Annotated in this window: 18 protein-coding genes; 7 read left to right on the forward strand and 11 right to left on the reverse strand. The window is 38.0% G+C overall.

Going from position 1 to position 17,385, the window contains the following annotated elements; translation table 11 throughout:
• Positions 1–20 precede the first annotated feature (20 nt).
• A complete protein-coding gene (gene smrB / locus GQR87_RS12245; protein WP_158969679.1) occupies positions 21–605 on the forward strand; it encodes an endonuclease SmrB in 585 nt (194 codons plus the stop codon).
• A 34-nt stretch (positions 606–639) separates the two neighbouring features.
• On the opposite strand, the gene GQR87_RS12250 is transcribed toward smrB, so the two are convergent.
• A complete protein-coding gene (locus GQR87_RS12250; protein WP_370459636.1) occupies positions 640–1,263 on the reverse strand; it encodes a hypothetical protein in 624 nt (207 codons plus the stop codon).
• Between the two features lie 110 nt (positions 1,264–1,373).
• Complete coding sequence (gshA, locus tag GQR87_RS12255; RefSeq protein ID WP_158969683.1) at positions 1,374–2,954, reverse strand: glutamate--cysteine ligase; 1,581 nt, start codon at positions 2,952–2,954, stop codon at positions 1,374–1,376.
• Between the two features lie 270 nt (positions 2,955–3,224).
• On the opposite strand from gshA, the gene GQR87_RS12260 reads away from it, so the two are divergent.
• From GQR87_RS12260 to GQR87_RS12270, 3 genes are read left to right on the forward strand one after another with little or no spacing between them, the layout of a single operon-like run.
• Complete coding sequence (locus GQR87_RS12260) at positions 3,225–3,773, forward strand: Hpt domain-containing protein (protein ID WP_158969685.1); 549 nt, start codon at positions 3,225–3,227, stop codon at positions 3,771–3,773.
• 13 nt (positions 3,774–3,786) lie between these two features.
• Positions 3,787–4,464, forward strand: a complete 678-nt coding sequence (locus GQR87_RS12265) for a TIGR01621 family pseudouridine synthase (RefSeq protein WP_158969687.1) — start codon at positions 3,787–3,789, stop codon at positions 4,462–4,464.
• 8 nt (positions 4,465–4,472) lie between these two features.
• On the forward strand, positions 4,473–5,396 hold the full coding sequence (locus GQR87_RS12270; protein WP_158969689.1) for a ketopantoate reductase family protein: 924 nt from the start codon (positions 4,473–4,475) through the stop codon (positions 5,394–5,396).
• A 43-nt stretch (positions 5,397–5,439) separates the two neighbouring features.
• On the opposite strand, the gene GQR87_RS12275 is transcribed toward GQR87_RS12270, so the two are convergent.
• The 5 genes from GQR87_RS12275 to GQR87_RS12295 all read right to left on the reverse strand — a co-directional run bounded on the left by GQR87_RS12275 (position 5,440) and on the right by GQR87_RS12295 (position 10,676).
• On the reverse strand, positions 5,440–6,399 hold the full coding sequence (locus tag GQR87_RS12275; RefSeq protein WP_158969691.1) for a DUF4862 family protein: 960 nt from the start codon (positions 6,397–6,399) through the stop codon (positions 5,440–5,442).
• 70 nt (positions 6,400–6,469) lie between these two features.
• A complete protein-coding gene (locus GQR87_RS12280) occupies positions 6,470–6,919 on the reverse strand; it encodes a hypothetical protein (protein WP_370459605.1) in 450 nt (149 codons plus the stop codon).
• A 107-nt stretch (positions 6,920–7,026) separates the two neighbouring features.
• Positions 7,027–8,571, reverse strand: coding sequence for a lysine--tRNA ligase (gene lysS / locus GQR87_RS12285; RefSeq protein WP_158969693.1), 1,545 nt, complete (start codon positions 8,569–8,571; stop codon positions 7,027–7,029).
• A 50-nt stretch (positions 8,572–8,621) separates the two neighbouring features.
• Positions 8,622–9,720 (reverse strand): peptide chain release factor 2 gene (gene prfB, locus GQR87_RS12290; protein WP_158969696.1). Its coding sequence is split into 2 segments (ribosomal slippage): positions 8,622–9,644 and positions 9,646–9,720, totalling 1,098 coding nucleotides; the frame shifts between segments, so codons are not numbered across the junction.
• Between the two features lie 113 nt (positions 9,721–9,833).
• A complete protein-coding gene (locus GQR87_RS12295; RefSeq protein WP_158969698.1) occupies positions 9,834–10,676 on the reverse strand; it encodes a mechanosensitive ion channel family protein in 843 nt (280 codons plus the stop codon).
• 190 nt (positions 10,677–10,866) lie between these two features.
• Between GQR87_RS12295 and rimK the strand changes: the two genes are divergently transcribed.
• The 3 genes from rimK to GQR87_RS12310 are packed head-to-tail and all read left to right on the forward strand — an operon-like array spanning position 10,867 to position 13,243.
• The gene (rimK, locus tag GQR87_RS12300) at positions 10,867–11,772 is read left to right on the forward strand and encodes a 30S ribosomal protein S6--L-glutamate ligase (protein ID WP_158969700.1); all 906 of its coding nucleotides are present in this window, start codon (positions 10,867–10,869) and stop codon (positions 11,770–11,772) included.
• The gene (locus tag GQR87_RS12305) at positions 11,772–12,797 is read left to right on the forward strand and encodes a succinylglutamate desuccinylase/aspartoacylase family protein (protein ID WP_158969702.1); all 1,026 of its coding nucleotides are present in this window, start codon (positions 11,772–11,774) and stop codon (positions 12,795–12,797) included. The genes rimK and GQR87_RS12305 overlap by 1 nt, the downstream gene beginning before the upstream one ends.
• 5 nt (positions 12,798–12,802) lie before the next feature.
• The gene (locus GQR87_RS12310) at positions 12,803–13,243 is read left to right on the forward strand and encodes a RimK/LysX family protein (RefSeq protein ID WP_158969704.1); all 441 of its coding nucleotides are present in this window, start codon (positions 12,803–12,805) and stop codon (positions 13,241–13,243) included.
• A 66-nt stretch (positions 13,244–13,309) separates the two neighbouring features.
• Here the strand turns inward: GQR87_RS12310 and GQR87_RS12315 are convergent, their stop codons facing one another.
• The 4 genes from GQR87_RS12315 to GQR87_RS12330 form a co-directional block, all read right to left on the reverse strand.
• Positions 13,310–14,005 carry a DUF1722 domain-containing protein gene (locus tag GQR87_RS12315; RefSeq protein ID WP_158969706.1) on the reverse strand — a complete coding sequence of 232 codons (696 nt, stop codon included), beginning with the start codon at positions 14,003–14,005 and terminating at the stop codon, positions 13,310–13,312.
• Between the two features lie 83 nt (positions 14,006–14,088).
• The gene (locus tag GQR87_RS12320; protein ID WP_158969708.1) at positions 14,089–15,813 is read right to left on the reverse strand and encodes a glycosyltransferase family 39 protein; all 1,725 of its coding nucleotides are present in this window, start codon (positions 15,811–15,813) and stop codon (positions 14,089–14,091) included.
• Complete coding sequence (locus GQR87_RS12325; protein ID WP_158969710.1) at positions 15,800–16,540, reverse strand: TVP38/TMEM64 family protein; 741 nt, start codon at positions 16,538–16,540, stop codon at positions 15,800–15,802. Before GQR87_RS12325 ends, GQR87_RS12320 begins: the two co-directional genes overlap by 14 nt.
• Positions 16,533–17,258, reverse strand: a complete 726-nt coding sequence (locus GQR87_RS12330) for a glycosyltransferase family 2 protein (RefSeq protein WP_158969712.1) — start codon at positions 17,256–17,258, stop codon at positions 16,533–16,535. The genes GQR87_RS12325 and GQR87_RS12330 overlap by 8 nt, the downstream gene beginning before the upstream one ends.
• Positions 17,259–17,385: the final 127 nt, after the last annotated feature.

Below are 17,385 nucleotides of genomic sequence, written 5' to 3' on the forward strand. Positions count from 1 at the left end.
ATTTGTTATGATAATTTGCAATGAATATTGATAAAACACTGATAAAACGCAAGCTCTTTTCAGATTCGAACTCTAAAATCGAAGACGAACTCGATCTTTTCCAAAATGAGTTTAAAGATGTAGCGCCTTTAAAGCAGGACAAAATACCGCCTCAACGCTTTTCCAGCAAGCAGAATTACAGTCGTAACCTAAAAAAAATCAATGAATTGTCAGATATTAAACAAGCCAATGCCGCATTTCAATTTTCAGATGGATTTGAAGGACATTTTGAAATTGATGTACCACTAAAATATGTAAGAGAAAATGCTGCCAGTCACGAGGTTAAACGACTAAGACGTGGCGATTATCCCCCAGATCTTATTCTCGATTTACATGGCTATAAAAAAGATGACGCAAAATTAGAAATTGCGGCTTTAATACAAGCGGCACAAAAACACCATGTTTATTGTGTCTCTATTATGCATGGCAAAGGCACTTATGCGCTTAAACGTTCGATCCCCAATTGGCTTATCCAACATCCTAGTGTTTTAGGCTTTCACCAAGCCCCCAAAGAATGGGGCGGACAAAGTGCTTTATTAGTATTGATAGAACAAACTCACATTTAGCCATCATTAAATAATGAAAAATGTCTTAACAGTCCTAACTAAACAATCCCCAAAACCAGCCTTTAGATAAATCTTCTTCACAGGTTTTTAATTGCTGAGCATAACGTAATGAACGAGATTTCACTTTAACTGCAACATTCTTGAGCCACTGCTTCTTATGTTGACTACCTCTACGGTAACCTCCCCACCCTTCGTGATAATTTAAATACTGTAATTGTGCATCCCATTTAGAAATACCGTTCATTTTATGCGTTTTACTAATGAACCAACCCATAAAATCCATAGCATCATGAAAATCAGTACGACTTGCCCAGCTATTATTGGTTTCTCGCATATAATCTTCCCAAGTGGGAGTTTTTGCTTGTGAATAACCATATGCAGTACTTAATCTGCCCCAAGGGATCAAACCAAAAAACACATATTTTTTACCCGGCCTAGCAGTGGCTTTAAATGAACTTTCTTGATACATCATAGCCATAGGCACATGAATAGGTACGCCCCACTTTTCTTTCATATCTGAAGCACTGTCAAACCAGTCACTTTTATCATAAAAAATATCACAAATATTATCGATATTTTTAGGCGGAGTGGTGACACAACTAGTAAAGATAAATGGCACAGATAGCAGTAGAAAATATTTTTTAAAAAAAGTGTTTATTATTTTGAACTTTCTCAAAATTCCTCACTCATAAGTAGTGTGTTCTAGTTATTGTGTGTGTTTTCCTAGTTGTAATTTTAAGCCTGACAGTTTGTCAGGCTTTTTTTTGTCTAACTTTTAGAAAAATAACTTTGTAAGAACTCATCAAAAGATTGTGTATCTTGCTGTTCAATTAATAACTGTTTTTGTAACGATTGCCTGGCATGCGCAATCAATTCCTGCTCATCCATATAAGCATAATCAGCATCTAATAACTGTTGTTTATATTTATCCGCAAGCTGCAAACCAAACTGACCGTTATCCATGTTATTGGCTAATAATATTTCTAAAATTTTAGCTGAAGGTGTGAGATTTGGATCCAGTATTTTAGCTTTTTCAACTGCTAACGCCTGCGAATAATCTGCACAGTGATTAACTTGGTCGAGGACTTTCGCTATTTCCGACATTTCGGCAAAAATATTTAGCGCCCATTCAGATAATGCAATGGCATTACCTTCATGATTTAACTTCAATTCAGGATCTCTGCCGTGATCAACCACTGCGCTTAAATTCGATTCAGTTTCTTGATATAAGTCGGATTCAAAAAATGCACTAGGTTTCACAACACAATACAATAAAAATACATCCAGAAAGTAAAACTGATTACGCTCAATACCCACAGCATTGAATGGGTTAACATCCAGCGCTCTTACTTCTATATAACTGACTCCTCTATCGGCTAAAGCATCTGTAGGTTTTTCTAAAGATTGAGTAGGTTGTTTCGGACGTATGGGAGAATACAGTTCATTTTCGATCTGTAAAATATTGCCATTTAATTGTTGATATTCCCCCTCTTTTTTGGCGGTAAACTTGGCATAATTTGTAGAAGGCTGGTTAATCGCTTTGCGCAACGACTCGATATAACTATCTACTTGGTTGTAGCAAATATTCAAACCTGATTGAGCACTATTGGTATAACCTAAATCACTCATTCGTAAAGACGTAGCATAAGGTAAATAGTAAGTACCTTTACCCAATTTTTTAAAAGGTAAATTTGTTTCTTTACCTTTAATAAAAGAACCACAAAGAGCTGGCGATGAACCGTATAAATAAGGTATCAACCAACAAAAACGGCGATAGTTTCTGATCAAAGCAAAATATGCTGAAGATACAGACTCTTTATCTGACTGCTGACCAAATTCGGCTAACCATGAGTGCCAAAACTCGTCGGGTAACGAAAAATTAAAATGTACCCCAGAAATAGCCTGCATCATACTGCCATAGCGGTTTTTTAATCCCACACGGTACAAACTTTTCATTTTACCTACATTAGACGAACCAAAGTTGGCAATGGGAATAGCATCTTGATTTTCTATAAAACAAGGCATACTCATGGGCCAAAGACGTTCATCATCTATATTTGCCATCACAAATTTATGTACGTCCGTTAATTGCCCAATGGTTTTATCAATAGACGTCTCAGGAGGAGTAATAAATTCTAATAACGACTCTGAAAAATCTGTGGTGATAAAATCATGTGTTAAAGCTGCCCCTAATTTTTTTTGATGTGGGGTTTGTGCCAGTCCCCCTTTGGGATCAATTCTTAGTGATTCTCTCTCTATGCCATGACAAATACCAGTTAACGTCTGGCTGATCTTGTTTTCTTGCAATAAGCGTAAACGCTCGGTGAATGAATTTCTATTTTCTTGCAAAATACTATCCAATATTGATGAGTAACATTTAATAGGTTACTGATGAAAAAATTTGAAAATTTAGCTATATCTCATACAGCTTCACTCTGTACCAGAACGTTAATTTAGGTATAAAATTACAAACGCTAGTTTACCTGCTGTTTTACAATAAAGTAACTGAACATTGATTCAAATTTTATCCTATTAATATCACGTAACAAAACAGTATATTGTCTGATAAAATCAAATCATTAATATCAATTATATTTTAATGTACAAGGAACATATATTTTGTCTGAACAGAACTTACCTATATTTGACCTAGATTTTGCCTTGAGTCAGTTTAGCGGCAACCAAACATTACTGAATAAAATCTTAGACAAGTTCATAGAACAGAATGAAAATTATGCTTTAGAACTAAAAGCAAATTTACTTAAGGATGGTATTACAGATACCAAACGACAGGTGCACACACTAAAAGGTGTAGCAGGAAATTTAGGGTTTAAAGCATTAGCTGCTGAATGTTATAAAATAGAACCACTAATAGACACATCTACGGATGAAGCTCAACTACAGCCATTATTAGCTCTGCTCAAAACATCAATAAATTCTGCTAAAGAATATTGTCAGCCAGAAAGTAGCCAGACAGATACTGCTAACAGTCATGTGACATCTGCTAAACAACAATTAATTGCAGCATTAAATAGCAATGAGTTCTTATCTGACGCTAAGTTAACACAATATTTAACAGATCTAGACTTACCTGCAGACGACAGTAAAAAGCTAGCAGAATTTATTGATGACTTTAACTATAAAAGCGCATTATTAATGCTTCAATAAGGTAATTTTCTGTTTGTTAATTAACATAGTATTTGACCACCCAGACTTTGTCATCATCGATAAACCTGTGGATGTAGCAGTGCAAGATGAAGCAACACAAACCGGTATTTTACCTATTGTTTGCCAACAGCTAAACTTAAAAAAATTATGGTTAGTGCATAGATTAGATAAGGTCACTTCAGGCATTTTAATCTTAGCCAAAAATGCTCAAGCGGCAGCCGTATTTGGTAGCCTATTTGCAGATAAAAAAATAGAAAAATATTACTTAGCCATAGCCACAAAAAAACCGAAGAAGAAACAAGGCACTATCAGAGGTGGAATGACCAAAGTCCGAGACGGCAAATGGATGTTAACCTCTAAGTCAGAAAATGTAGCCAAAACACAATTTTTTAGCTTTGGCTTATTACCTAATATTCGTTTATTTCTACTTAAACCCTTAACGGGCAAAACACACCAATTGCGTGTTGCGTTAAAAAGTTTATCTAGTCCAATTTTAGGCGATAGACTTTATACCGGCGAGCCAGCCGAACGCACTTATTTACACGCATACGGAATAAAATTTCAGTATAAAGATCAGAGCATTGAGCTCACTTGTCTGCCTAGTGTTGGTGAACACTTTTTAAGCCATGCATGCCTTGAATTCTGCCAAAAGTTAAGCGCTCCTTGGCAACAATTATGGCCTAATTCCTAACAAGCCTCATGAAAAATATAAAGCAAGCAGAGCCATTAAACCTCGCTATTGTTGGTAAAGGTGCCATTGGTAGCTTAATCGCCAGCCAATGCGACAAGCTAAACTATGATTACCAACTTTTACTCAGAGATAAACAAACACTCTCTTTGCAAGTTGAGAGATTTGACGGCCAACAACATAAGTTCACCCCCAAAATATCCCAGATTGACCAACCCAATAAATTTGATCTGGTCATATTGCCTATTAAGGTATATCAAGTATCTGGCGCACTCAACTCACTGCAAAACTCATTACAGCCAGCTCAGGTCATAGTATTATTACATAATGGAATGGGCACAATAGAAGAAGTACAAAAACGCTTTCCGCACAACCCATGTATTGCTGGCACGACTAGCTATGGTGCATATAAACCTTCTGAATTTAGTAGCAAAGAAACCGGTTTAGGCGAGACACATTTAGGTTGGATTACTGCTGCCCCAAAGGGCACTAAACAACAAGTAGAAAACCTATTATCAAATATTCTTCCACCTACAACTTGGCATACCGACATAACTCTCGCCCTTTGGAGAAAGTTAACCATCAATGCTGTGATTAATCCCTTAACTGCAATCCATCAAATACAAAATGGCCAGTTGTTACAAACACAATACGCAGCACAAATAACAAAAATATGTAGTGAAATAAGCTTGATCATGCAAGCTATAGGATACTCAGAAACTAGCGCTGAACTGGTGGAGTTAGTAATGGCTGTTGCCGAAAAAACTGCTAATAATTTCTCATCCATGCACCAAGATATTCAACACAAGCGACGAACAGAAATTGAATTCATTAATGGTTACGTAATAAAAGTCGCTGAAAAATTAGGTTTGAGGGCAGAAGAAAATAACAGCCTACTCAGGCAGGTAATACAATTAGAGACTAACAGCACATAGTTATATTACTTGCTGTTAGTCTAATTTTTTAGTGACTGCAAGGTTATTTTGAATAACGCTCTAAGGCTGCTAAACAATCTCGGATATGCGCCACTCTTTTTTCTAGCGGCATACTTCTTGGACGAATACCTAATTTGATACCCACTATAGGTAAACTCTCGTCACCACAAGCAGCCAAAGTATTCAGCATCTGTTGTTCTGTCATCAATGAATGTTCTGCCCCTGTCATAAGCTGTGCATTCGGTGTCGGTGGCATATGTGTATCTAACCACTGTCCATATTCTGTGTCTTGGTCTGATACTCCAGAGAACATAACACCTGTCAATAAATTATGCTTTTTCAATAATTTAACATGTTCAATCGCCCCATGAGTATTGCGAGTTTCTATTACAGAACGCCCCCAATTCATCACCATACCGACGGGTGTAGGGTTATTGACATTAAGCTCTGTTAACACTGCAATTTCATCTTCAATGGTTAAAAAGCCTTTAGCAGGAACCTGTCCTTCAACCAAGGTATCACAATGTTCAATCACCAACTGAGCCCCTTGCCAATCCCACTGCAACATAGTCTCTAATGACTTTTTCAACGAAGCTTTAGAACCTGATGCTTTACTGCGATCAGGAGCGGTTTGAATTTCGACGGCTTGTACCGCTTGACGACCCAAATGCGCATTTAACTTAGCTATTGCAGCACAGGCTTTTCGCATAAAATCTAGGGCTTCTGCTCGACCAGCGGCATCATCAGAGGCAATCCCAAAGTGAGGATTTTTAGCCAAGGCCCCCATATTTCCTGGTACACAAGTGAATAAAAACTGCCATGTGGTGTCAATATTGGCCAAAAACCAGTCATCATCATTAGCATGTAATTTCCCAGTAAAAGGATGCTCTAAACCTTTAACATTAGGCATGACTTTTAACTGCTGATAATAACAAGTTTCTAATTCTGGATCCCAAGTCGAAACATTGGGAGAAGTGGCGTAGGCCCCAACAAAATATTGCATGACAGTATTCCTTTTTAAAATAATGACCAAATGTTAGCACGAACAATTCGAGTATTTATACCAATTCATCTCAATTGGTATAGTTGTTTACTGGAATTGGTATAACTTTATTGTCTACTTGATTCTGTTCTTCTGCAGTTAATGGCCCATAAAACCTCGGATAAGACCAACCATAACCCCATCTAAATTTTGTTGGAAGATACGGTGTACCACCCACCCTTACCCCAGCGAGCATAAGTAAAGCAATTTTTGGCTCGCCCACTGCAGCTACGCATGCTTGTAATCTATTATCTGAATCCATTCGTTGTTGATAGGTGCCTCCTTTCCAATAATCATAATCGTGCTTTTGACAACAAGAAAGCCATAATTGTTTATGCTGTATCGTGCCATCAGGAAAGGCACTACAACCATCACTTTGAAAAGGTTTTAATGTATCCCCTTGCACATCAAATGATAAAAAAGAAAAGGTCACCATTAAGCTCAACAATCCGCTTACAAGTAATGTATTTGATAATGCCATAGCTCAAGTTAACTCGCCTAAAATAGGAGGATCAGTTTATCTTAATTTTCTATGACCTACAAAAAAGGACGCTGGCGCGTCCTTTGATATTTAACCAAAAATAATACTTATTCAGCCGTTGTTTCTGGTTTCATGTGTGGGAATAAGATCACATCTTTAATAGTTGGGCTGTCGGTAAACAACATAACTAATCTATCAATACCAATACCTTCACCAGCGGTAGGTGGTAATCCGTACTCAAGGGCACGAATATAATCTTCATCAAAATGCATAGCTTCATCGTCGCCAGCATCCTTTTCTTCAACCTGTTTACGGAACCTAGCAGCTTGATCTTCAGCGTCATTTAACTCTGAGAACCCATTAGCCAGCTCACGTCCACCTACAAAGAACTCGAATCTATCAGTAACAAAACTGTTATCGTCGTTTCTACGCGCTAAGGGTGAAACTTCCCACGGATAAGCCGTAATAAAGGTAGGTTGATCGAGTTTTTCTTCAGCTGTGGCTTCGAAAATCTCACACAGGTATTTACCTGCTCCCCAAATACCATCCACTTCAGGCTCTTTAATATGTAATTGTTTAGCCATAGCTTTAAGTTCAGCTAAATGATTTTCAGGATCATTTATCGCTTCTACATTCGCTTCAGGCCAATATTTGATTACCGCTTCGTTCATAGTTAAACGTGCAAATGGTTGACCAAAATCATAATTCACTTCACTCAGAACATTGCCTTCAGCATCTTTAGTGGTGTTTTTGATAATAGTGGTGCCTAAAACGTCTTGTGCCACTTTACGTAACATTTCTTCTGTTAGGTTCATTAAATCATGGTAATCAGCGTAAGACTGATAAAACTCTAACATGGTAAATTCAGGATTATGGCGAGTAGACAAACCTTCGTTTCTGAAGTTACGGTTAATTTCGAACACTCGCTCAAAACCACCTACTACTAAACGTTTAAGGTATAACTCTGGTGCGATACGTAAATACATATCTATGTCTAAGGCATTATGATGAGTGGTGAAAGGTTTAGCTGTTGCACCACCTGGGATCACCTGTAACATAGGTGTTTCTACTTCCATATAATTGCGTTCAGTCAAGAAATTACGGATACCACTCACCACTTTACTGCGGATCATAAAGGTATCGCGAGTATCTTGGTTAGTAATCAAGTCAACATATCGTTGACGATATTTGGTTTCTTGATCAGATAAGCCATGGAATTTTTCAGGTAATGGACGTAATGACTTAGTCAATAACTGATATTCAGCCATATTAACGTATAAATCACCTTTACCTGATTTATGTAACTCACCTTTTACACCTATGATGTCACCAATATCTAAACTGCCGTAACGCGCTTTAATATCTTTTTGTGTGTCTTTTGCAGCATAAGCCTGAATACGTCCAGTCATGTCTTGCAACAATAAAAATGGTCCACGTTTTGCCAAAATACGTCCAGCAATACTCACCACCTTACCTAGTGATTCTAAATCAGCTTTTTCGTGCTCACCAAATTCCTTTTGTAACTCATCACTATAAAATTCTCGGCGAAAGTCATTAGGGAAACCGTTTGATTTACAGTTTTCTCTAATTTGAGAAAGCTTAGCTCTGCGCTCTGCAATCAATTTGTTTTCGTCTTGCTGATTATCTGTCATTGGTGTTCCTGGTTTTATGCAATATCTTGTTTAATTATGAGTAAAAATACTTACAAGCCAGATTTTAAACTGGCTTGAATAAATTTGTCTAAATCGCCATCTAATACGGCTTGGGTATTTCTGGTTTCTACCCCAGTGCGTAAATCTTTAATACGTGAATCATCCAATACGTAAGAACGTATTTGACTGCCCCATCCTATGTCTGACTTACCGTCTTCCATAGTTTGTTTTTCTTCATTCTGTTTCAGCATTTCATGTTCATAAAGTTTGGCTTTTAATTGCTTCATTGCCTGAGCTTTATTCTTATGTTGCGAACGGTCATTTTGACACTGAACTACAATATTGGTTGGTTCATGAGTGATACGTACCGCTGAGTCTGTTCGGTTAACGTGCTGTCCACCGGCACCTGACGCTCGGTAAGTATCAATCCGTAAATCTGATGGATCAATATCAATTTCGATATCATCATCTACCTCGGGATAAGCAAAGGCAGAAGCAAATGATGTATGTCGTCTACTACCGGAATCAAAAGGCGACTTTCTGACTAATCTATGTACGCCTGTTTCTGTGCGTATCCAACCAAAAGCATAATCCCCACTAAAACGAATAGTGGCACTTTTTATTCCAGCGACATCACCATCCGAAACTTCAATTAATTCAGTTTTAAAACCATGGGCTTCGCCCCAACGTAAATACATACGTAATAACATATTGGCCCAATCTTGGGCTTCTGTACCACCTGAACCAGACTGAATATCAAGATATCCATCATTGGCATCGTTTGGTCCAGAGAACATACGTCTGAATTCTAATACTTCTAATTTTTTAACTAATTCTGCCAATTCAGATTCGGCTTCATCAAAGGTCTCTTGATCTTCGGCTTCTACTGCCAGTTCAACTAAACCTTCTACGTCCTCAGCGCCTGCTTCTAATTGCACTATGGTTTCAACTACCAATTCAAGGGCTACTTTTTCTTTACCTAGAGCTTGGGCTCGCTCAGGTTCATTCCATACGTCCGGACTTTCTAACTCTCGATTAACTTCTTCAAGACGTTCTTTTTTCTGATCGTAGTCAAAGATACCCCCGAAGCGATTCGGCGCGTTGTCTAATATCAGCGAGGGCATTGTTTACTGGATTGATTTCAAACATAAATATTAAGACTAGGGATTAAAATTAAAGGACGCGGATTTTAGCGGATTTCAACAGTTAATAACAGTAAATGCCTGCAAATCCTCGACAAAATATTGATATTATTCACATCACTAGCTAAACGAACTAGCTGAATCGCTCTTTTGCGCCACAGCATGCCAATGTTGTAGAAAATCTTGAGTGATTGCCTGCTCTAATTCAATGGCACGTTCTGAAGGACAAAAAATAGTAAATTCAACTTGAGTATCGCCCAAATCTGTAGTGTTTATTTTCACCTTAGGATCAGGTCCCGCTATGGTGATACCCAAACGTCTTTCAATCATATGATTGTAACGAGTAGCCACATCATAAAAATCAGAACTTAATTGAATGGCATTTTCGATAATTTTATCAATAAAAACGTAAGGATTAACACTTTGGTCACGAATGATTTTAAATTTGTGGGTCGCATAACGTTTTAAAAAGTTAAGGTTTTTAATAGGACTAGAAATCAATTTATTGTTAGGAATAAAAAGGGTTTTACCTGTGTATTCGTAGGTTTTCAGGTCAACCTCTAATAAGGTACTTTTCACCCAATCCGTGGCCGACACTTCACCGACAAAGTTCTCCACTTCAATCCAATCGCCAATGCGAAAAGGACGAGTAGACATCAAATAAAAGAAACCAATAAGGCATTGAATGAATTCACGGGTAGCTAATACAATCGCCACTGAAAAGGCCGCAATCGAAAAGGCAAACTTTTGTATTTCGTGTACCCAAATACTGAGGATCAAAACAATCATTACAAAGTTCAAAAAGTTTTTAACGTTGTTAACTAGATCTCGACGATCCTCTCCTTTAGATGCCGCTCTTTTACGTAACATTTTGACTAAAACATATTTAATCAACAAGGCTAAAAACGTGATTGAAAAAGTTAAAATCAATTGATTTTCCAATACATTTTTTATCCAAACCATACCACTTTCCAATAACAACGTATTTCCCCCAAAAAATGTAGATTATACAAGAATAGTTAAAGATAAACGAAGTTTATCCATAGATATTTAGTAGAGAAAAAATCTGCAAAAAAATAAACTGAAAATAGTTATAGACCCAAGTAATAAAGAGCATTTACTATGCGCTAAATTTAAATATTGGACAGTAAAAATGCGCATTGCAATTTTGTCACGTAATCCCCGACTTTACTCAACTAAACGCCTTGTTGAAGCGGGTACCGAATTAGGCCATCAAGTAGATGTTATCGACACTATGCATTGTTACATGGACATCACTAGCAGTCGCCCCTCAGTTCGTTACAAGGGAAAACCTTTACCTCACTATGATGCGGTTATTCCTCGTATAGGTGCTTCTGTCACTTTTTATGGAACCTCTGTGGTCAGACAGTTTGAAATGATGGGTACATACAGTATCAATGAATCAGTCGCTATTAGCCGCTCTAGGGATAAGTTACGTTCCTTACAATTATTGTCTCGTAAAGGTATAGGCATGCCGCGAACTGGCTTTGCTAATCATCCAGATAATATTGAAGATTTAATCAAAAATGTCGGCGGCGCGCCCGTTGTTATCAAATTATTAGAAGGAACCCAAGGGATTGGCGTAGTATTAGCCGATACACAAAAAACTGCCGAGGCGATTATCGAAGCCTTTATGGGACTAGAAGCTAACATTCTAGTACAAGAGTATATTAAAGAAGCAGGCGGAGCAGATATCCGCTGCTTAGTAGTTGATGGTAAAGTCATTGCAGCAATGAAGAGACAAGCAGCAGCAGGTGAATTTAGATCAAACTTACATCGCGGAGGGTCAGCAAGTGTGGTTAGGCTTTCACCAGCAGAACGAAAAACAGCTGTCGACGCAGCAAAAACGATGGGCTTAAATATGTGTGGTGTAGATATTTTACGTGCTAATTCTGGTCCAGTGGTGATGGAAGTCAATTCATCACCGGGTTTAGAGGGCATTGAAAATGCCACAGGTAAGGATGTAGCGACTATGATCATTGAATGTATTGTCAAAAATGCTAAACCTTTTAGCAATAAAACGAAGGGTAAAGGCTAATGGAACCTATGGTTATTGGTGGGATCAGCATTAATGCTGGCGAAAGCAAAAAAATTGAACTGCCAATGCCGCCACTTTACACAGACACGCATATGTCTATGCCTGTTTATGTGCAAAGAGGCAGAAGAGACGGCCCGACAATTTTTGTCAGTGCTGCTATTCATGGCGACGAACTTAATGGCATTGAAATTATTAATCGATTGCTAAAGAGTAAATCCATTAAATCATTAAAAGGCACACTTATCGCTGTGCCTATTGTGAATACCTATGGAGTGCTCAACCAAAGTCGATATTTACCTGATAGACGAGACTTGAACCGGAGTTTTCCAGGTACCAAAAAAGGCTCTCTAGCTGGCAGGCTCGCTCATTTGTTTATTAATGAAATCGTGTCTAAATGTAATTACGGAATTGATTTACACACTGGGGCAATTCACCGCAGTAACTTGCCGCAAGTAAGAGCGAACCTTGATGATGAAGAAACCTTACATTTAGCAAAAGCTTTTGGTTTACCTGTTTTACTTAATGCCGATATCAGGCCTGGCTCATTAAGAGAAGCTGCCGCGGCAATGAATACTAAGGTATTACTGTATGAAGCTGGTGAAGCGCTAAGGTATGACGAATATTCAATTCGTGCCGGGGTAAAAGGCATTATCAATGTCATGCGAGAAATTGGCATGTTATCCAACCGCAAACGCCAAGGACATAAAATAACCCAATTTATTGCCAGGCAAAGTGGTTGGGTACGAGCTAGCGAAAGCGGTTTTGTATCCCATGTAGCACAACTTGGCGATCATGTGAGCAAAGGGGATGTATTAGCAGTGATTGCCGACCCCTATGGCACAGAACTAAATAAAGTATTCAGCCCAGAAGAAGGAGTTATTATTGGTAAACAAAACATACCTCTTACCCAAGAAGGCGAAGCCATGTACCACGTAGCATACTTTAGAAAACCTGATTCGGTAGCAGAAAACTTGGGGTTGTTGCAAGACAACCTAGTATTAGATGAACCATCAATAGTGTATTAAAAATCATGTCAAAAAATAACAATAAACATCTGGTAGGCGCACTTGAGTTGTGTGACTTACCTGACTTGGAATTATCTGGACTCGAAGCCCGTGTTGATACTGGAGCGACTACTTCATCATTGCACGTTGACAATATAAATGACTTTACTAAAGGCAAACAAAATTGGATCAGTTTTGATATTCATCCTGATGCTCATGATGTTCATCAAGTCGTTAAACGGGAAGCAAAAGTAAAAAGTGTCAGAAAAGTGAAAAGCTCAAACGGCACAATGGAAAGTAGATATGTGATTGAAACGGATATTTTAATTGCAGAAATGCAGTGGCGAATTCAGCTTACCCTTACCGACCGTTCGGGTATGAAATACCTTATGTTACTTGGTCGAGAAGCCATGTCCGGTAAATTAATCGTTGATCCAGAACATGAGTTTTTATTAACTAAAAATTAGCTGTAATATCTAACGGCACTAGCAGGTCAGAGCATGATTAATATTAGTCTTGCTCTGTCCCCGATATTATAACCAAACCATTAAATCACTTAACGCAGTAGAATTTGTCAGATACGGCTCATTCGACTTTTTAACATTTTCCTGAATACACAATAACAGCTTCTGCAAAGACCACTTATCAATGCAACCTTGCTGCTCAGATACATCTGAAACATGGCCCCACATATGTTGTAAAGCATTGCGAATCCCCCCTTCACTAGGTGGCACTCTTAATAAATCAACCAGCTCCAACGCTAAGGTTTCAAAACTAACAGACTGAGTTGCTACCATTTTACCAAACATTTTATAGCGATTAGGATCTCGAGCCAGTATCGAATATTTATGCTGACTCCATAAAACCTGCCCATTGTTAGGCAGCACTATACGACCAGTTTCCTTGTTTATGTAGTGCTCTTTTAACAAAGCTATTTGAACATCAGGCTTATCAATATAAACAGATGGCCATATTTCGAAATTTTGTGTATTAGATTGGGTATTAATAACAGAGGTGTTTTCATCCCCCCGAAGAGCCATTTCACACACTAGTTTTTTTTGACGGTGCTTAATAGCCCAACCGTAGTCGGTCCAACGTAATACTTCAGGATCTTGACTATCGTGTTCGTTATTGCCATGTAATCTAGCCACAACAGCATCAAGATCCCTGCACTCTTCAAGCAATCTAGACTGACTCAAATATCCTGGATGTATATCCCAAATTCTCATGTTTTGTGTTTACACTTAATCATAAGCGAAAATTAGCCCCCTTAATTTGCCTATTTAAAAACTAGATTTCAAGCACTGTAAGTTTAATAGCCATATCGGTATGCTTTGAGGAGCTCCACAGGTTTATTACATTGTTTTAAACGACTATCATTGCCTAATAACACCCAGCCTACTCTATGGGCAAAGCCAAGATGAATGGCTTTCTCTTTGTTATAACAGTCGTCTATCAACTCATAGTTCATTAACACATGCCTATTAGGCTGAAGCTTTTGCCAATTCCAAGCTGAAACTAATTGTCGATGATTTTCTGTATGATAACCAAAATGGGTCATTCGATAAGGAGAAAACAAGATAAATTGTTCAGAGAAATCAACCAAAGCAATTTCAGCCTTTGTATCCACCAGCTGACTTATCTGTTGATATATATTATGAGGCGTCTTCGGTTCATTGAGCAATCTATAGCCCCAAGTACTATATAAAATCCAAAGAATAGCGATAAAATATGGCCATGTTTGCCACTTTTGGTATTTGTAATGTGTCACGCTATTAAGCGTTCCTAGTGCTCCAATTGACAACAAAAAGAACCATGGCTCAATGTTATATTTTTGACTTAGTTTTGTGGCAAAATTTAGCTCGGCTATTCCCGCAATTGCAAGCACTACGAGCAACACAGAAATAAGGGTCACTAACGACCAAATTAGCCAATTCAAACCTTTACTTTTAATTAAACTCGATAAATAAGGCGCTGTAATCAAGGCTAACATAGGCAGAGCTGGTAACAGATATACGCCGCGTTTTCCCGAGCTAATGCTAAAGAACAGTATCACTAATATAACCCAGCCTAAGGGTAAAATAATCCTACCATCTGCTTGTTTAATTGCCTTCCACCAAGGTTTGATTAACCATGGCAGCGCTAAACTTAAGGGCAACCAAAATATAGGAATAACCGAGGTGATGTAATACCAGAAAGGTTTAATATGGTGCCAAGAATTAGCATAACGCGTGACTGTCTGTTTGAATAAAATATTATCACGATAAACTTCATAGAAAGGGTTATGACTCTGATCTACCAGCCATAACATCGGCACAAACCAGAGTGCGATAGCAAATAACATAATAAAGGGTCCGAGGGCCCATCGCCATTTATTGGAGACTTTTACAGTTAGGTTTTCTTTTCTAACAAACCATTGCCATGTTATGTAAGGAATAAGCATTAATATAGGCAAAAAACCGACACCTTTGGTTATCACGCCTATCCCCATAAAAAACCAAGCAATGAAACACCAGAGCCACTTGCCGTCATAAAGCATAAACCTTAAAAAACCATAACAACCTAGGGTAATCCAAGCGCAAACCATCGCATCTATTTGCGCTGTTTTTGCCTGTAACATGAATTGCAAACTAAAAATAAGCAGTAGAGCGGCAATAAAACCCGTTTTTACCGACCAAAGTTTGCGGCCAATATCGTAGACTAGATAAGTAGTTAATAGGCCACTTAATGCGCTGGGCAATAAAAATGTAAACTTAATAGAGCCAAACAACCAGTAAAATACGGCAATAGACCACATAAAAATGGGGGGTTTGTCTGGATATAGCTCTTGCGCCCTAGCAGGGAAAAACCACTGTCCAGTAGCAACCATTTCTTTAGCAATTAAAGCAAATCTAGGCTCGTCAGCTGGCCAAGGATCTCTTAATCCCAAACCAATAAAAATGAGCGAAGCTGAAATAAAAAACAACCAGCTCAATGCTTGGTTGTGGTCAGTAGATATCGAATGAAAATATACAGACAATTTGTTATTTGGTTGCAATGACAATATCCTTATTTCTCGCTTGATTTTGTTGTTCTGTTTGTTCTTTATCCAATAAATTTTCCGCTTTATATTGTTTATAAAGCCTAATACTAAGCAAACTAGAAATAACAAAAAGTGCCACACTGAGTACTATTTTCCAAATAGACATAATAATCACGCCCTTGCCCATTAAGGCAAAAATAGCCATTTGTGGTAAATAACCCAGCACAGAGCCAAGCAAAAAAGGCGTGGCTCTGACACTTGTCACACCGGCTGCTAGATTAGTCACCAGGTTATTTCCTATCGGCAGTAACCTAATCACAATTGTTTTGGTGAAGGGTTTAATCTTTAAAAAACGATCAATCCCCGCTATATTTTCAGGGAATCGTCGTTGTACATAATTTCGAGCCAAAATTCGTGCAAAAAACAGACTAATCAAGCAACCAATACCAGCAGCCAAGGTTGCCAAAATAGCGCCGTTAACAAAGCCAAAAGCATAACCTGCTAAAAATGCCAGCAATTGCCGAGGACTGCCAACTGCCGTAGCAATAGCTCCTATCGCCACGAATAACAAAATTCCTTGCAGCCCATTATTTCTAATATGAATATCTATCCAGTTTTGATTAAGTGACTCAAAAATAGCATTTTGACTTAATAAGATGCCGCCTAAGATACAAGCAAATAATAAAACCAATGCTTTTTTAAACCACTTAGCTGTAATTAAAGCAACCAAACGATCAGTCATCTGGATGTACAATAACGGCCAATTTGTTTCTTCTTTGTAACCAAATGACACCTACCATATCAATTAAACCAACCCCTAAACGGCCAAGCATATTATATTTTGAGACACCAAATTGTCGGTCGCGATGATTCACTTCAACCACCACTATTTTACCATTCAGACGTTTTACCAGTGCGGGTAAAAAGCGATGCATATGATCAAAGTAAGGTAATTTCAGAAAGGTTTTTCTAGGAAATATTTTTAAGCTACAGCCAGTATCTGGGGTATTATCATGTAATAATTTACTGCGTACTCTATTAGCAATTTTTGACTGAAAGCGCTTCCACTTAGTATCTTTACGGTCTTTGCGATAACCAGCAATACAAAAGTCTGCTCCTAGAGGCAATTTTTGTGCTTCAAATAATAACTGCGAAATGTCAGCAGGATCATTTTGCCCATCAGCATCTAAAGTGACTATTAAATCACCTTTTGCGTTTGAGACACCAGTATAAATACCAGCACTTTGACCTACAGAATATTGGTGTTGAATTGGCTTTAGCTCGGTAATACCTTCATCAACCAAAGCTAGTAATTCTGCATAAGTCCCATCTTCGCTGCCGTCATCAACATAAACAATTTCGAAGGCGATAACATCCATCAATGCCGCCACGATCTCATACACTAACGGCTTAACATTTTCTTTCTCGTTTTTAGCAGGAATGACCACAGATAAAATCACTTGATACCCTATATTTGAATCAGTAATTTCGCCAAATTAACTAATTTTTCTTAAGGGATAATTAAATTTCAAAATAAATTATTTTTTATAGCAGTTAATTTCTACGATCGTAAATAGATAAAATACA

The organism is Paraglaciecola sp. L3A3, from assembly GCF_009796765.1.
Lineage (GTDB): Bacteria > Pseudomonadota > Gammaproteobacteria > Enterobacterales > Alteromonadaceae > Paraglaciecola.

Excerpts from the sequence above, each read along its gene's own strand:
- smrB (WP_158969679.1), top strand. The coding sequence starts at position 21 with ATGAATATTGATAAAACACTGATAAAACGCAAGCTCTTTTCAGATTCG.
- GQR87_RS12270 (WP_158969689.1), top strand. The coding sequence starts at position 4,473 with ATGAAAAATATAAAGCAAGCAGAGCCATTAAACCTCGCTATTGTTGGT.
- GQR87_RS12275 (WP_158969691.1), bottom strand. The coding sequence starts at position 6,399 with ATGCAATATTTTGTTGGGGCCTACGCCACTTCTCCCAATGTTTCGACT.
- GQR87_RS12280 (WP_370459605.1), bottom strand. The coding sequence starts at position 6,919 with ATGGCATTATCAAATACATTACTTGTAAGCGGATTGTTGAGCTTAATG.
- lysS (WP_158969693.1), bottom strand. The coding sequence starts at position 8,571 with ATGACAGATAATCAGCAAGACGAAAACAAATTGATTGCAGAGCGCAGA.
- GQR87_RS12295 (WP_158969698.1), bottom strand. The coding sequence starts at position 10,676 with ATGGTTTGGATAAAAAATGTATTGGAAAATCAATTGATTTTAACTTTT.
- rimK (WP_158969700.1), top strand. The coding sequence starts at position 10,867 with ATGCGCATTGCAATTTTGTCACGTAATCCCCGACTTTACTCAACTAAA.
- GQR87_RS12305 (WP_158969702.1), top strand. The coding sequence starts at position 11,772 with ATGGAACCTATGGTTATTGGTGGGATCAGCATTAATGCTGGCGAAAGC.
- GQR87_RS12310 (WP_158969704.1), top strand. The coding sequence starts at position 12,803 with ATGTCAAAAAATAACAATAAACATCTGGTAGGCGCACTTGAGTTGTGT.
- GQR87_RS12315 (WP_158969706.1), bottom strand. The coding sequence starts at position 14,005 with ATGAGAATTTGGGATATACATCCAGGATATTTGAGTCAGTCTAGATTG.
- GQR87_RS12325 (WP_158969710.1), bottom strand. The coding sequence starts at position 16,540 with ATGACTGATCGTTTGGTTGCTTTAATTACAGCTAAGTGGTTTAAAAAA.